A 13,773-nucleotide genomic window follows, 5' to 3' on the forward strand; every position below is an offset into this window, starting at 1 on the left:
CCTCAGCGCCAATCCTGCATCGCGAGCGCCATCGCGAAGACGATGGTCTGCGCGATGACCGCGATGCCGTGGCGCTGCACCAGTTGGCGAGTGCCGAGCACGCGATCGGTCAGCGGGCGCGAGCCGTCGCCACCGCGCCGCAGGCCGAGCTGTTCGAGCGCGCGGTCCATCGAGGGCAGCGACGCGATCGTCGCTTTCGCGAGCCCGTCGAACAGGGTTGCGTCGAACCGCAGGCGTAGCGCGAGGTAGCGCTCCGGCAGTCCGATCAACGCGACGGCCGCGTAGGCGATCCAGGCGGCCGAGCCCAGCGAGCGCCCCGTCAGAGCCAGCACCAGACCAGAGATGAAGGAAAGGGCAAGGCCCCAAAAGGCGAGCGCGTCGCTGGCGCGCAGCAATCCGGCCGTGGCCGTGCACAGTGCGCGGTCGTTGTCGTCATTCATCGCGTGTCTTTCCCGAGGTGGCCAGTTGATCGAGCGCGGCGAGCCAGGCCGGGCGCAGCACGATCTGCGGGCGCGCGCGGCGCACCGCATCGTGCGCGAGCGCCATGGTGCCGGCGGCGCCGTGAACGCCGAGCCAGCCGATCACCGAGGCCGCGCTGCGCGAGAAGCCGAGCGCGCAGCAGACCCACACCGCCTGGCCGCTGCGGCGCTGGCCCTCGATGACGGCGACGGCGCGTTGCAGCCGCAGTGCCGTCGGTACCGTGAGATCGAGCATCGGCACGCAGCGCGCGCCGGGCACCGGCAGCATCTGCAGTTCGGCACAGAGGCTCAGAAGCCGCGGCCGTCCCGCGGCCTCCCACTCGGCGCGCGTCGGCAGGCGGCCGAGCCGCAGGCCCGGCGCCACTTCGACCGAGGCGGGCAGCCGCCGTGTCCAGAGCCACGCGTTGACGACGGCGCCCAGGCGGTAGGGCGCGAACAGCCAGCGCGCGGCCCAGTGCATGCGGCCGTGGTGGTCCATCTGGAAGCCGCGCGCGTCCAGGCCTGCGTAGTTCAGCGCCACCAGCGCGAGCGACAAGGCCGGCCACATCAGCCAGAGCGCGGCACCGCGCAGGCCGAGCGCCGCGGCGAAGAAGAGCAGCGCACCCGCGGCATAGAAGCCGGCCAGCTTCCAGCGTTGCGGGTCGCGCGCGAGCCGCCAGGCGCGCGGCATCGCCAGCACGCGTTCGAGGGGCCAGAGCCAGACGCAGACCAGGCCCAGCAGCGCGCCGGTCGGAATGTCGATGAAGTGGTGCTGCCAGGTGGTGAGCACCGAGGCGCAGATCGCAAAGGCCCAGACATGCAGCAGCGCGCGTGCCCAGCGCGCATGGATCAGGCGCCGGTACCAGTCCCACAGGATCACGGCCAGCGCGATGTGCAACGAGGGCGCCTGGTTGAAGGGCTGGTCGAAGCCGCGCAGCGCGTCGAAAAGGAAGGCCGGCGCGCCCTCGACCGCCGGCTGGCCGAAGCTGAAGCGCAGCGGCCAGAGGATGAAGCAGCTGACCGCAAGAACCTGCGCTGTCAGCAGCCGCGCTGCATGTCGATCCAGCGTATGGCGGTCGCTCGCGAGAAAGAGCGACAGCGCATAGAAGGCATTGATGGTCCAGTACGGAAAGATGGTCCAGGGCCAGAAGGGCACGCCCCGCTCCCACTCGAACACCAGCACCGGCACCGGCACATGCGCGCGTGTTGCGGCCCACCAGTTGGCGAAGCCGTAGGTGGCATAGAACAGCGGACCGAGCAGCGCCAGCCAGGCGGCGGCGCGCTTCCAGGCCCGTGGTCCGCGCGAGGGTTTCATGGACCGGTGCGTACGGCCAGCGAGACCGTGAAGATGCCCCATTCGTCGATGCGCTGGTCGATCTTGCGAAAGCCTGCCGCTTCGACCAGCTGGTCCATCTCGGCCTGCGTGCGCCGTCGCATCACCCAGGCATCGCCCTGGCGGTGGCTGGTGAGGGCGCGCGCGATCATCTCCAGTTGGGGGTGCCATGGCTGGCCTGTGTAGACCAGGTAGCCGCCGTCTTCCACCGCGTCGCCGACGCCGGCCAGCGAGCGGCTCACCATCTCGTTGTCGGGGAAGAGTTCGTAGAGGCCCGAGACCACCGCCAGCGTGGGCCGCGGCACCACGCTCGCGAGACTCAGGCGGTCGAAGGCATCGGCCTGGACGAACTGCGCGACATCTTCCAGGCCCTTCTCGGCGATCAGCGCGCGGCCGTCGTGCACGTTGATGTCGCTGTAGTCGCGCAAGAGGATCGAGCCGGCCTTGACCGGACTGGCCTGCACCGCGTCGAGCACGTAGCGGCCGTGGCCGGCGGCAATGTCCATCAGGCGCACTTCGCGGTGCTGCTCGGCCAGTCGTTCCATCGCTTCGCAGAGCAGCTCTTCGACATGGACCTTGCGCTGCCGGATGCCGCGCCAGCCGATGGAATTCAAGTAGGTTCTGTCGATGGAGCGGCCGATCGGCCCGGCGCCTCGGGGCTCGTTGCGGTAGACATAGTCGAGCGTGCTGCCCGAATCGAAACCCGTCTCGTGCCCCAGCTTCACGCCGCGCGACAGCAGGCCGCCGAAGCGCAGGCTTCCACGGGTGATCGCCCAGTAGGCTCCGCGCGGCGACAGGGCGGGCAGCGGCTCGGCGAGCGCGCGCGATTCATTGGCGGTCTCGCCGCTCAGGTGGGCCGAGCGCAGGTCGACGGGTTGCGGCGCCTCGTCGAACAGGCGCAGGATGAATTCGCGGATCGCCTGCACCGCGGGCGCGCGGTCTTTCTCGCCCAGCGTGTCGTGGAAGAAGCCGGGCAACTCCAACTTGGTCTTGATCGCACTACCGAGCCGATCGAAGAACAGGTGCTGCGGCTTGTGATGCACCACCCAGTCGGCGCCGGAGATCAGCAGATGCACGGGAAGCGTGATCGCATTGGCATCCGCCACCACGCGATCGGCCGCCTCGTAAAGGCCCAGCAGGATGTTGACCGCGATCGGCCGCGAGATCAGCGGATCGCTTTCGTAGCTCGCGATGCGTTCGGGGTCGTGCGTGAGGAACTTCGCCTTCACGTAGCTGTTGACGAAGAACAGCCCGCGCAGCTTGTGCATGAGCCCGAGGCCGGCCCGCGCGAAGGGGACGTAAAGCTTGACCTTGAAGGCCGGCGAAGCCAGCGTGAGCCCGCGCACCCGGGGCGCATAGTCGTGCGCCCAGGTCGCGACCAGCACCGCGCCCACGCTCTGCGCGATCACGTGGATGTCCTCGGGCGGCACGCCATGCGCGCTGGCGATGTGCTGGACGAAGGTCTGCACGTCGCGCACCGAGGTCGCGAAGCTCGGGCTGTAGCCGCGCTGGCCCGGGGACTTGCCGTGGCCGCGCGCATCCCAGGCGAAGAAATCGAAGTCCGGCAGATCGAGCTCGTCGACCAAATGCGCCATGCGTGCGCCGTGCTCGTGGCCGCGGTGGAACAGCACGATGGCGCCGCGCCGCGCGCTGCCCGTCGCCGGCCAGTGCCGGTAGAACAGCGACACGTCGTCGTGGGTGCTGAAGTGGTGTTCGTGTGGCACGCGGGCGTCGGTCATTCGGATTTCTCGTCTCAGGTGCGGGTTGCGGCGCCGGCTTCGGCCAGCGCGCGGCGGATGCGGTTGACGATGGTCCAGGCCACCAGCACCGCGACGATCGGCATGAGCCATGCACTCCATACCGGCAGCGGTCCGCCGAGCGCGATGTAGAGGCCGAGCGCACCGAACACGAAGGCCCGGTCGCTCTTGCCGAGCGGACCGTCGTAGCGGCGCGAGGCGCCCACCGTCGGGCCCAGCGCGCCGGTGAACTCGCTCAAGCCCGCCAGCACGATCACGACGCCGACCCAGAAGGGGCTGAACGGTGCGACCAGCGCGAAGGGCAGGTAGAGCGCCGCATCGGAGAGCACGTCGGTCAGCTCGTTGAGAAAGGCGCCGAGCGCGCTCTGCTGGTTGTGCTCGCGCGCCAGCATGCCGTCGATCGCGTTGAAGGCCATGCGCAGGAACATCCAGAGCGGGATCAGCGCGAAGGCGGCCGGAGAGGGCGTGGCGAAGAAGAGCCAGAGGCCGAGCGCGACCGAGATCGCGCAGGCCGCCACGGTGACCTGGTTGGCCGTGACGCCCATGGCGTGCAGGCGCACGACCAGCGGCCGCAGCAGGGCCTGGAATCGCGGCTTCAGTTCGTAGATCGACACGCTTCTCGTACCCTCCTCGGTCGCGCATTCTGCACGAGGCATCCGTCTCGGAGGCCCCGGTGCTGCACTCGGATGGCCGTTCGGCCGACTAAACTGTTCCTTCAGCCTACCGCCCATGACCATCCAGACCGACGATTTCGCTCCGGCCCCGCAACGCGTGGTCTCCGCCGCGCCCGCCTCGCCCAACGAAGAGGCGATCGAGCGCGCCCTGCGGCCCAAATTGCTCGACGAGTACGTCGGCCAGGCCAAGGTGCGCGAGCAGCTCGAGATCTTCATCGGCGCCGCCCGCCACCGCGCCGAGGCGCTCGACCACGTGCTGCTCTTCGGCCCGCCGGGCCTCGGCAAGACCACGCTCTCTCACATCATCGCGGCCGAGCTCGGCGTGAACCTGCGCCAGACCTCGGGCCCGGTGCTCGAGAAGCCCAAGGATCTGGCGGCGCTCCTCACCAACCTCGAGCGCAACGACGTGCTCTTCATCGACGAGATTCACCGCCTCTCGCCGGTGGTCGAGGAAATCCTCTACCCGGCGCTGGAGGACTACCAGATCGACATCATGATCGGCGAGGGCCCGGCGGCGCGCAGCATCAAGCTCGACCTGCAGCCCTTCACGCTGGTCGGCGCCACCACGCGCGCCGGCATGCTGACCAATCCGCTGCGCGATCGCTTCGGCATCGTCGCGCGGCTGGAGTTCTACACGGCCGAGGAACTGGCGCGCATCGTGCGCCGCAGCGCCGGTTTGCTGGCCGTGCCGATGGACGAGGCCGGCGGCCTCGAGATCGCACGTCGCTCGCGCGGCACGCCGCGCATCGCCAACCGCCTGCTGCGCCGCGTGCGCGACTATGCGCAGGTCAAGGGCGACGGCCGCATCACCGAAGACCTGGCCCACAAGGCGCTGGCCATGCTCGATGTCGACCCGCAGGGCTTCGACCTGATGGACCGCAAGCTGCTGGAGGCCGTCATCCACCGCTTCGACGGCGGTCCGGTCGGGCTGGACAACATCGCGGCCAGCATCGGCGAGGAGGCCGGTACCATCGAGGACGTGATCGAGCCCTACCTGATCCAGCAGGGCTACCTGCAGCGCACGCCGCGCGGGCGCATCGCCACGCTGGCCGCGTACCGGCATCTGGGCGTCGCGGCGCCGCAGCGCGACGGCGATATGTTCGGCAACTGAGGGTCTTTTTTCATGCATACGCACGATCTCAGCGGGTGGCAGCACGAACACCGATTCCAGGGCGACAGCCATGCCGCCGAACGCAGCACGCGGCTCGTGATGTGGATCACGGCCGCCGCCATGCTGCTGGAAATCGGCGCCGGCTGGTGGTTCAACTCGATGGCGCTCTTGGCCGACGGCTGGCACATGAGTTCGCACGCCGTGGCCATCGGGCTCAGCGCCTTCGCCTATGCGGCGGCGCGGCGCTATGCCGGCGACCGGCGCTTCGCCTTCGGTACCTGGAAGATCGAAGTGCTGGGTGGCTTTGCGAGTGCGCTGTTCCTGCTCGGCGTCGCGGTGCTGATGGTGGTGGGTTCGCTCGAGCGGCTGTGGTCGCCCGTTGCGATCCACTACAAGGAAGCGATCGTCGTGGCCGTGCTGGGGCTGCTGGTCAACCTGCTTTGCGCGCGGCTGCTCGGTGGTGCGCATCACCACCACGACCACGCCCATCACGACCACGCGCACGATCACGGCCATGACCTGAACCTGCGCTCCGCCTACCTGCACGTCGTGGCCGACGCCGCGACCTCGGTGCTCGCCATCGTCGCGCTCGCCGGCGGCTGGCTCTACGGCTGGGCCTGGCTCGATCCGCTGATGGGCATCGTCGGTGCCGTGCTGGTCGCGAGCTGGGCGCGGGGATTGCTTGTCGAAACCGGCAAGGTGCTGCTCGACCGCGAGATGGACCATCCGGTGGTCGACGAGATCCGCGAGGGCGTGGAGCAGGGCTTGGCGGATTCGGAAACGCGCGTGGCCGATCTGCACGTGTGGCGCGTCGGCCAGGGCGCCTATGCGTGCGCATTGAGCGTTGTCACGCATTCGTCAACGCTGACGCCCGATGACGTTCGTGCGACCTTTTCGATGCACGAAGAAATCAGGCACTCGACCATCGAGATTCACCGCTGCGCGGCTGGATGACAGCGCCGCCGTGGCGCATTTGCACTGTCATTGAAGCTTCACCGCGCCGCCACGGCGCCGTCATCCGCGCTGGCGACGATGACGACCCATGCAACGCGATGACGCCTTTCTTAGTGCATGGCGCAACACGGCCGACCTGTCCTCCTCCGTGGAAGACGAGGAAGTCACGCGTCCTCCCCAACGCTATCGCACCCTCTGGATTTCCGACCTGCACCTGGGCACGCCCGGCTGCCAGGCGAAGGCGCTGCTCGACTTCCTGAAGCACACCGAGTGCGAGACCCTGTTCCTGGTCGGCGACATCATCGACGGCTGGCAGCTGCGCCGCCACTGGTACTGGCCGCAGCCGCACAACGATGTGATCCAAAAGCTGCTGCGCAAGGCGCGCAAGGGCACGCGCGTGATCTTCATTCCGGGCAACCACGACGAGTTCGCGCGCAAGTACCTGCATCACAACTTCGGCGGCATCGACGTGGCCGACGAATGGATCCACGAGACGGCTGACGGCCGCAAGCTCTGGATCATGCACGGCGACCTGTTCGATGGCGTGATCCAGTGCGCGAAGTGGCTGGCCCACGTGGGAGACTCGCTCTACGAGTTCACGCTCAAGCTGAACCGGTATCTCAACTCGCTGCGTGCGCGCCTGGGGTTGCCTTACTGGTCGCTGTCCAAGTACCTGAAGCAGAAGGTCAAGCGCGCGGTCAGCTATGTCGGCGACTTCGAGAACGCGGTGGCGCGCGAGGCCCGCAAGCGCGGCGTGCAGGGCGTGGTCTGCGGGCACATCCACCATGCCGAGCTGCGCGACATCGATGGCATCCTCTACGCCAACGACGGCGACTGGGTCGAGAGCCTCACGGCGCTGGCCGAGCATGCCGACGGCAGGCTCGAAATCCTGCACTGGGCAGAGCACATGCCGGTCGCGACCCGGGCCGGGCGGGCCGCTTCCCGGCGCGAGCCGGCGCACGCATGACGCGCGCGCCATCGACTTCCTCGCGCCACCCGGCCCAGCGAACCGTCGACCTCGTCTACTTCGACGCCGGCGGCGGGCACCGTGCCTCCGCGTTGGCGCTCGAGGCGGCTATCCAGCGCGAGGGCTTGCCCTGGACCGTGCGCCTGGTCAATCTGCGCGAAGTGCTGGATCCGAAGGACAGCTTTCGCAAGCTGACCGGCATGGACCCGGAGGACGTCTACAACAAGCGGCTCGCGCGCGGCTGGACGATCGGGCTCGCGCACGAGCTCAAGGTGCTGCAGGCCGTGATTCGCTGGGCCAAGCCGAAGCTGGTGCGCCCGTTGCAGCAGCACTGGCTGGCGACCGAGCCGGACATGGTGGTGTCGTTGATTCCGAACTTCAACCGGCCGCTCTACGAGTCGGTCGCCTCGGCGCTGCCGGGCGTGCCCTACGTGACGGTGCTGACCGATCTGGCCGATCACCCGCCGCACTTCTGGATCGAGAAAGGGCAGGACCAGCATTTCGTCTGCGGCTCGGAACGCGCCGTGCAGCAGGCGCGTGAAGCGGGCTACACGGATGATCGCATCCATGCGACCTCGGGAATGATGATCCGTTCGGCCTTCTACGAGACAGAGTCCGTCGATCGGGCTGCCGAGCGCCGCCGCCTGGGGCTGGACCCCGATCGCCCAACCGGCCTGGTGCTCTTCGGCGGGCAAGGCTCCAAGGCCATGCTCGGCATCGCGAAGCGCCTGCCCGACACCCAGCTCATCCTGGCCTGCGGCCACAACGAAGCGCTCGCCAAAGCCTTGCGCGCACAACCGGCGCGCGCGCCGCGGCTGGTGCTGGGTTTCACGCCCGACGTCGCCCGCTACATGCAACTGGCCGACTTCTTCATCGGCAAGCCCGGCCCGGGCAGTGTCAGCGAGGCGGTGCAACTGCATCTGCCGGTGATCGTGGTGTGCAACAGCTGGACCTTGCCGCAGGAGCGCTACAACGCCCAATGGGTGCGCGAGCATGGGGTAGGCCTGGTATGCGCGAGCTATGCCAAGGTGCCCGGCGCGGTGGACGAACTGGTCCGCGATCTGGAGAACTACCGCACCGCGACCCACAAGATGCACAACCGCGCAGTGTTCGAGCTGCCGGGAATCCTGCAGGGCATCCTGACACGCGCCGAAGCACCCGCCGGCGGTGAAGAATCGATCTCGGGGCTGGCGCTCGGCGCTCAGTGACCGAGCAGGCGCCGGAGCGCCTCGACCACCGCCGCACCCAATGCCACGGCGCACGCGAAGCCGGCCCACGTTGGGACGCGGCGAACCGGCTCGTGCGTCAGATGCGCCCGGTTGAGCGGCGCAAGGGAGGAGTAGTCGGACTCGTCCTCTGGCTCGTCTGGAGCATCATTGCCACGGAGTTTCATGTAGCACATTATGGCTACAGGCGAGTGCGATGTATGTGAGAAAAGTAGTACTTGTTGCTGACTTTTTGTGCTGAACACTAGAGCTTTGGTTTGCAAAAACAGTTAGGCTCACGGTCGTCGAAGCCAGCCATCAGGCTGGACGGCGAAACCGGGGGAATTGACTGTGAAGAAATCGTGGGTCGCGGTCGCCGGCCTGGCGACGCTGGTGCTGTGCATGACGGGCTGCAAGGGCAGCGGTGCGCCCGCTGCGCAGCCTCAGGACAGCAATGGCAATGCTTCCGCCTCGCCGTCCTCGTCCGCCTCGGCTGATGCTGCTGCGACGCGGCGGCAGAACGACAAGACCTCCGAATTCCTCAGCGCCTGGCGCCCCAAGAACTAGGGGCGCCTCTACTCGCGCGATGCCAGCCGATCGCGCACCGCGGTCACGTGGTCGCCCACCTTGGACAGCGCGTCCTGCAGCTCGGTCTCGCTGCAGCGAAGCTGCTGGCACCAGTACTGCAGCTCGACGGGGTCGAGGGCATTGACCCGGCCGGGGTCCAGCGGCTTGAAATGACTCAGATCGTCGGGCATGGCGACTCCTCGTAGGCGATGTGCGGCCTGACTTTTTAGGCTCGCGCGCGGCGCTTGGCAAGGCAATAAAAAAAGCCCGCTACCGATGCGATAGCGGGCTTTTCGTGGCGGGTTTGGTGGCTCTTCACGGACTCGAACCGCGGACCTGTGGATTATGATTCCATCGCTCTAACCGACTGAGCTAAAGAGCCGAGCCCGAGATTATAGCCGGCTCTACGGCCTTCAGCCGGCCTTCGGGAGTTTCGCCAGTTCCTCCGTCACCAGCCGCACGATCAGCCGGTCCAGCGTCTGCACCGAATAGTTGCTCACGTCGTGCACCGTCTCGCGGCCGGGCCCGCTGGCGGGGTTGCTTGCCTCCCTGTAGGTCAGGAACACGAAGCGGCCACCGGTGTACTGCGCGATCTGGCGCTGCACGTACTCCCCCTGCTTGTCGAGCCCGCTCGCGCCCACGCTGAACACCTTGATGCCCTTGCCGAGCGCGGCCATCATGTCGTCGTCGTATTGCGGACCGCCGTAGTCGAGGTGCGGCGGCGCGTCGGCCAGCAGCACCACCAGGCGGGTCGCGCCGGTGCCGCGCCAGCTCAGCCGGTGCACGGTCTCGTGCAGCGCCTCGTTCATCGCCTCGGGGTAGTCGCCCCCGGCGGCGGCCTGCAGCGCATCGAGCACCGTCTGGAAAGCGCCCAGGTCGTTGGTGAAGTCGTGCCGGCGCACGAGGAAGGCGTCGCCGCGGTCGCGGTAGGCCACCAGCCCGAAGCAGGTGTCGGGCCGGCTCGGCAGTTGCGCCACCTCGTTGGCGATGGTGCGCAGCGTGCTCTTGAGCTTGCCGATCTCGTCGCCCATCGAACCGGTGGCATCGATCAGGAAGACCAGGTCCAGGCGCGCGCGCTGCGCGACAGCGGCCGTATTCAGCACCAGCTCGACCGCGCTTTTCTGCCCGCGGCGCAGGAAGGTCGTGCCCTGCTGGCCGTACTTGCGCACAGCCACTTCGTACACCTGGCTGCCCGAGGGATCGAAGGCGTTGGGATGCAGCCAGGCGCGGCCGGCCGCGTCGGTGCGGGCCCACATGGCGGCGCCGTTCGCGGCCTGCACCGCGACCTCGGCATCGGGCACGGCCATGCCGCGTGCGTTGCGCACCTGTAGCAGGTAGCGCTCGCTCACATCGCGCTCGCGATGCGCCACCTGGGTGCGCTGGCGGAACTGAAGGTAGGCCGAGAAGTCGGCGTTGTCGTCGACCATGCCGGCGCTGACCACCTGCTGTTGCGGCCGGGGGCGTTGAATGGGTTGCGCGCTGGGCGCCGGCGGTGCAAAGCGCGGCGCCTCGGCTTCGGCGACCAGTGCCTCCCTGGCTGCGCCGGCAGCGGGAGCCGCAGGCGCCGGCATGGCGACCGCGGCATCGGATGCCGCCTCGCCCGGCGCGCTACGCTTCGACTTGGCTTCGCGACTCAGAGATGGGCGGGCCTCGCCGTAAACGGCGGGCGCCTCGTCGCGCCGTGCGTCCTGCCCCGTGCGGCCCGGCGTCTCGTAGGTCTGCACCGGCCTCGCGCAATGGGTGGCCGAGGGCGCCTCGAAATTCGGCACCGTGCGCGTGACCACGTTCCCCGGCCACTGCGGCGAAGGGAAGTTTGCGGGTTCGGGCTGCGGCGCCGGCGTGGGCCAGCGCGCGGCGCCGGGTGCGAGTTCGGTGGCGCTGCAGGCGCTCAAGAGAAGCTGGGCGCACAGCAGTGCGACGAGCGGGCGTCGAAGGAGGGAAAGGCGGGTGGTCATCAGCAGCTCCGGGTTGTGGATGCAGGCTGATACGGCGGGGCGGCGTCGGTCGGGTTAAGTCCCGACGATATTTTTTGAGGGGGTGCTAACCCCGAACGGCGGCGCAGTCCGTAGAACGTGAGGTGAAAATCTGCCGATGCTTGCCCCCTCTGTTGCGAACGCCGCCCTCCACGACGCCATGCCGGACGATCAGCTGATGCTCGCCTACGCAGGCGGCGACGCAAGCGCCTTCGACACGCTCTATGCCCGCCACGAAAGCGCGCTGTTCCGCTTCGTCCGGCGCCTGCTCGGCGTGCGGCTCGCGGCCGAAGTCGACGAGGTGTTCCAGGACACCTGGATGCGCATCATCGCGGCGCGCGAGAGCTTCTCGCCGCAGGGCGCGACTTGGCGCACCTGGGCCTTCACGATCGCGCACAACCTGGCGATGGACCGGCTGCGCCTGAGCGGCCGCGAGGTGTCCTTCTATGCCCACGACGAAGACGGCGACGGGCTCGAGGCCGCGCAGCTGTTCAGCCGCGGCCTGCTGAGCGATGGCGGCACGGCTTCCGCTGCCGCGCACCCATCGGCCGAAGAGCTCGCGTTCTGGCGCGCCGCTGGCCGCCGCCTGCTGGCCTGCCTCGACGAGTTGCCGGACGACCAGCGCGCCGCCTTCCTGCTGCACCACGAAGACGGCTTCACGGTGGAAGCGCTGGCCGACACGCTCGGCGTCGGCTTCGAGACCGTTCGCAGCCGGCTGCGCTATGGCTTGAAGAAGCTGCGCGGGTGCATGGAGCGCTATCTGTCGGTGCTGGAGCTTCGGGCATGAGCACGGACAACGATCTTCAAGACGACGCCCTGCGGCGCGCGTTGGCGCATGCACCGGACCACACTTCGGTGCCCCATTGGCGGCTGCGCAAGGCGATCCTGGAGCGGGCGCACGACGCCGTAGCGCCGGCTTCCATCACGCACGCGCGGGAGCCGCAGGCGCGGCCGTGGTGGCAACGCCTGGTGGGCTTGGGCGGCGGCTCGCGCATGCCATGGAACGCGGCTTTCGCCACCGTGCTGGTCGCGACGCTGGTGACCGTGCTCTGGCAGCGCGAGCCGGTGCCGGGCGCGCGGCCCGACGGGGAGGCGAGGGTCGCTGCGCAGGCGCCGCGCGTCGAGGCACCTGCCGCGCCTGCTGTGCCCGCTCCGCCGGCTTCGACCGAGCCTGCGCCGCCGACCGAATCGGCTTCCGTTCCGTCATCGGCACCGCCTGCACCTGTGCTGGAGGCACCGGCAGCACCCGCGCCGCCGCCGGCACTGGCGCGCCCTCAGGCCGATGAAGCCGAGTCCAAGAAGAAGGAAACACCCCAAGCACCTGCTGCGCAGTCCGCACCGCCTGCCCCGGCCGCGCCCGTCGTGCCGGCCGAACCTTCGGCTGACGCGGCGGCACGTCCCGCGCCGCGGGATTCCCTCGCCGCCCGAGCCCGTCGCGAAGAAGAAGCCGCGGCCAAACAAGCCTTTGCGCCTCCGGCGAGCCCGCCGGCCGGGCTCGTCGCACCGGGCGATGCGGCCGGTGCCGCACGCGCGGCACGCCCTGCGTCTCCGACTGTGCGAACCGAGGCGACGGAGCCGCCCACCTTCGCGGCGCTTTCGCAATGGAATCGCATCACGATCGCACAGCGCGGCGGCGCAAGCCGCAGCCTGTCGCGCGCCGAAGCGCTCGATCTCAATGCGCTGCTGGGATCGGCCGCCATCACGGCGGTCGGCGGACAGCCGTTGGTGTCCACGCCTGAATGGCGCATCTCGCTCGAACGCAACGGCGAGGTGCTGGCGGTGTTCGAAGTCGCGCGCGGCCAAGTGCGCTGGCGCGAAGGCCGTGCGCTGCCGGCCACCGGCGCGCCGTCGGCGCCGGCGCTGGCCGCCTTGAACGAGGCCCTGCGCAACGCGGTGCAGGCGCCGGAGGCCGCAGCGCAACCCGAGGCCGGGCCGCCGCCGGCAGCGCCGCGCTAAGGCCGCCTTACTGGTGCTTGAACGCGGCCTTGCGCTTGTTCACGAAGGCGTCCATGCCTTCCTTCTGGTCGGCAGTGGCGAAGAGCGCGTGGAACAGGCGGCGCTCGAACATCACGCCGTCCGCGAGGCTGCTCTCGAAGGCGCGGTTGACCGACTCCTTGGCCGCCATCACCGCGACCTGCGAGAAGTCGGCGATCACCAGCGCGGCGCCCAGCGCCTCGTCCATGAGCTTGTCGTAGGGCACGACGCGGCTCACCAGCCCGGAGCGCTCGGCCTCGGCGGCGTCCATCATGCGGCCGGTCAGGGCCATGTCCATCGCCTTGGCCTTGCCCACCGCGCGCGGCAGGCGCTGCGTGCCGCCGGCGCCCGGGATCACGCCGAGCTTGATCTCGGGCTGGCCGAACTTCGCGTTGTCGGCCGCGATGATGAAGTCGCACATCATCGCGAGCTCGCAGCCGCCGCCGAGCGCGAAGCCGCTCACGGCCGCGATCACCGGCTTGCGCACGCTGCGGATGGTTTCCCAGTTGCGCGTGATGTAGTCGCCCTTGTAGACGTCGGTGAAGCTGTAAGTGGCCATGGCGCCGATGTCGGCGCCCGCGGCGAAGGCACGCTCGCTGCCGGTGACGATGATGCAGCCGATCGCCTCGTCGGCGTCGAAGGCCTTGAGCGCATTGCCGAGCTCGGTCATCAGCGCATCGTTGAGCGCGTTCAGCGCCTTGGGGCGGTTCAGCGTCACGATGCCGATCTTGCCGGCCTCGGTGCGGACTTCGATGTTCTCGTAGCTCATGCGGGTCTCCTTGAAACGAACAGAGGGGAAG

Annotated in this window: 14 protein-coding genes and 1 tRNA gene; 7 read left to right on the top strand and 8 right to left on the bottom strand. The window is 68.9% G+C overall.

Annotation, left to right across the window (positions count from 1 at the left end):
- Nucleotides 1-2: 2 nt before the first annotated feature.
- The 4 genes from ACSQ9I_RS04900 to ACSQ9I_RS04915 are packed head-to-tail and all read right to left on the bottom strand — an operon-like array spanning nucleotide 3 to nucleotide 4,162.
- Nucleotides 3-440 (bottom strand): hypothetical protein, encoded by a 438-nt coding sequence (locus ACSQ9I_RS04900; protein WP_436312437.1) that lies wholly within the window; start codon nucleotides 438-440, stop codon nucleotides 3-5.
- Nucleotides 433-1,773 (bottom strand): phosphatase PAP2/dual specificity phosphatase family protein, encoded by a 1,341-nt coding sequence (locus tag ACSQ9I_RS04905; protein ID WP_436312438.1) that lies wholly within the window; start codon nucleotides 1,771-1,773, stop codon nucleotides 433-435. Before ACSQ9I_RS04905 ends, ACSQ9I_RS04900 begins: the two co-directional genes overlap by 8 nt.
- Complete coding sequence (locus ACSQ9I_RS04910; protein WP_436312439.1) at nucleotides 1,770-3,530, bottom strand: bifunctional alpha/beta hydrolase/class I SAM-dependent methyltransferase; 1,761 nt, start codon at nucleotides 3,528-3,530, stop codon at nucleotides 1,770-1,772. Before ACSQ9I_RS04910 ends, ACSQ9I_RS04905 begins: the two co-directional genes overlap by 4 nt.
- A gap of 14 nt (nucleotides 3,531-3,544) precedes the next feature.
- Entirely contained in the window at nucleotides 3,545-4,162 is a 618-nt protein-coding gene (locus ACSQ9I_RS04915) for a CDP-alcohol phosphatidyltransferase family protein (RefSeq protein ID WP_436312440.1), read from the bottom strand.
- Between the two features lie 115 nt (nucleotides 4,163-4,277).
- Here ACSQ9I_RS04915 and ruvB point away from each other — a divergent pair, with 115 nt between their 5' ends.
- From ruvB to ACSQ9I_RS04940, 5 genes are all read left to right on the top strand, one after another.
- Nucleotides 4,278-5,333, top strand: coding sequence for a Holliday junction branch migration DNA helicase RuvB (gene ruvB, locus ACSQ9I_RS04920; protein WP_093109533.1), 1,056 nt, complete (start codon nucleotides 4,278-4,280; stop codon nucleotides 5,331-5,333).
- A 12-nt stretch (nucleotides 5,334-5,345) separates the two neighbouring features.
- Nucleotides 5,346-6,287 (top strand): CDF family Co(II)/Ni(II) efflux transporter DmeF, encoded by a 942-nt coding sequence (dmeF, locus tag ACSQ9I_RS04925; RefSeq protein WP_436302876.1) that lies wholly within the window; start codon nucleotides 5,346-5,348, stop codon nucleotides 6,285-6,287.
- 88 nt (nucleotides 6,288-6,375) lie between these two features.
- Nucleotides 6,376-7,254, top strand: a complete 879-nt coding sequence (locus ACSQ9I_RS04930) for a UDP-2,3-diacylglucosamine diphosphatase (protein WP_436312441.1) — start codon at nucleotides 6,376-6,378, stop codon at nucleotides 7,252-7,254.
- Nucleotides 7,251-8,462, top strand: coding sequence for a glycosyltransferase (locus tag ACSQ9I_RS04935; protein WP_436312442.1), 1,212 nt, complete (start codon nucleotides 7,251-7,253; stop codon nucleotides 8,460-8,462). Before ACSQ9I_RS04930 ends, ACSQ9I_RS04935 begins: the two co-directional genes overlap by 4 nt.
- A 348-nt stretch (nucleotides 8,463-8,810) precedes the next feature.
- Nucleotides 8,811-9,026 carry a hypothetical protein gene (locus ACSQ9I_RS04940; RefSeq protein ID WP_436312443.1) on the top strand — a complete coding sequence of 72 codons (216 nt, stop codon included), beginning with the start codon at nucleotides 8,811-8,813 and terminating at the stop codon, nucleotides 9,024-9,026.
- A gap of 8 nt (nucleotides 9,027-9,034) precedes the next feature.
- Here the strand turns inward: ACSQ9I_RS04940 and ACSQ9I_RS04945 are convergent, their stop codons facing one another.
- The 3 genes from ACSQ9I_RS04945 to ACSQ9I_RS04955 form a co-directional block, all read right to left on the bottom strand.
- Entirely contained in the window at nucleotides 9,035-9,217 is a 183-nt protein-coding gene (locus ACSQ9I_RS04945) for a DUF3606 domain-containing protein (RefSeq protein ID WP_093109539.1), read from the bottom strand.
- Nucleotides 9,218-9,331: 114 nt separating this feature from the next.
- Nucleotides 9,332-9,408: transfer RNA gene (locus ACSQ9I_RS04950), tRNA-Met, on the bottom strand.
- Between the two features lie 31 nt (nucleotides 9,409-9,439).
- Complete coding sequence (locus ACSQ9I_RS04955; protein ID WP_436312444.1) at nucleotides 9,440-10,981, bottom strand: VWA domain-containing protein; 1,542 nt, start codon at nucleotides 10,979-10,981, stop codon at nucleotides 9,440-9,442.
- Between the two features lie 136 nt (nucleotides 10,982-11,117).
- Between ACSQ9I_RS04955 and ACSQ9I_RS04960 the strand changes: the two genes are divergently transcribed.
- Both ACSQ9I_RS04960 and ACSQ9I_RS04965 read left to right on the top strand, forming a co-directional pair.
- Nucleotides 11,118-11,786, top strand: a complete 669-nt coding sequence (locus ACSQ9I_RS04960; protein ID WP_436302882.1) for a sigma-70 family RNA polymerase sigma factor — start codon at nucleotides 11,118-11,120, stop codon at nucleotides 11,784-11,786.
- The gene (locus tag ACSQ9I_RS04965; RefSeq protein ID WP_436302883.1) at nucleotides 11,783-12,955 is read left to right on the top strand and encodes a hypothetical protein; all 1,173 of its coding nucleotides are present in this window, start codon (nucleotides 11,783-11,785) and stop codon (nucleotides 12,953-12,955) included. The genes ACSQ9I_RS04960 and ACSQ9I_RS04965 overlap by 4 nt, the downstream gene beginning before the upstream one ends.
- A gap of 7 nt (nucleotides 12,956-12,962) precedes the next feature.
- Here the strand turns inward: ACSQ9I_RS04965 and ACSQ9I_RS04970 are convergent, their stop codons facing one another.
- On the bottom strand, nucleotides 12,963-13,742 hold the full coding sequence (locus ACSQ9I_RS04970) for an enoyl-CoA hydratase (RefSeq protein ID WP_436312445.1): 780 nt from the start codon (nucleotides 13,740-13,742) through the stop codon (nucleotides 12,963-12,965).
- Nucleotides 13,743-13,773: the final 31 nt, after the last annotated feature.

The sequence above is a fragment of the Variovorax sp. LjRoot84 genome (assembly GCF_964254305.1).
Taxonomy (GTDB): Bacteria; Pseudomonadota; Gammaproteobacteria; order Burkholderiales; family Burkholderiaceae_C; genus Variovorax.

Coding starts and splice junctions, on each gene's coding strand:
- ACSQ9I_RS04900 (WP_436312437.1), bottom strand. CDS start 440: ATGAATGACGACAACGACCGCGCACTGTGCACGGCCACGGCCGGATTG.
- ACSQ9I_RS04905 (WP_436312438.1), bottom strand. CDS start 1,773: ATGAAACCCTCGCGCGGACCACGGGCCTGGAAGCGCGCCGCCGCCTGG.
- ACSQ9I_RS04910 (WP_436312439.1), bottom strand. CDS start 3,530: ATGACCGACGCCCGCGTGCCACACGAACACCACTTCAGCACCCACGAC.
- ruvB (WP_093109533.1), top strand. CDS start 4,278: ATGACCATCCAGACCGACGATTTCGCTCCGGCCCCGCAACGCGTGGTC.
- dmeF (WP_436302876.1), top strand. CDS start 5,346: ATGCATACGCACGATCTCAGCGGGTGGCAGCACGAACACCGATTCCAG.
- ACSQ9I_RS04930 (WP_436312441.1), top strand. CDS start 6,376: ATGCAACGCGATGACGCCTTTCTTAGTGCATGGCGCAACACGGCCGAC.
- ACSQ9I_RS04935 (WP_436312442.1), top strand. CDS start 7,251: ATGACGCGCGCGCCATCGACTTCCTCGCGCCACCCGGCCCAGCGAACC.
- ACSQ9I_RS04945 (WP_093109539.1), bottom strand. CDS start 9,217: ATGCCCGACGATCTGAGTCATTTCAAGCCGCTGGACCCCGGCCGGGTC.
- ACSQ9I_RS04955 (WP_436312444.1), bottom strand. CDS start 10,981: ATGACCACCCGCCTTTCCCTCCTTCGACGCCCGCTCGTCGCACTGCTG.
- ACSQ9I_RS04960 (WP_436302882.1), top strand. CDS start 11,118: ATGCTTGCCCCCTCTGTTGCGAACGCCGCCCTCCACGACGCCATGCCG.
- ACSQ9I_RS04965 (WP_436302883.1), top strand. CDS start 11,783: ATGAGCACGGACAACGATCTTCAAGACGACGCCCTGCGGCGCGCGTTG.
- ACSQ9I_RS04970 (WP_436312445.1), bottom strand. CDS start 13,742: ATGAGCTACGAGAACATCGAAGTCCGCACCGAGGCCGGCAAGATCGGC.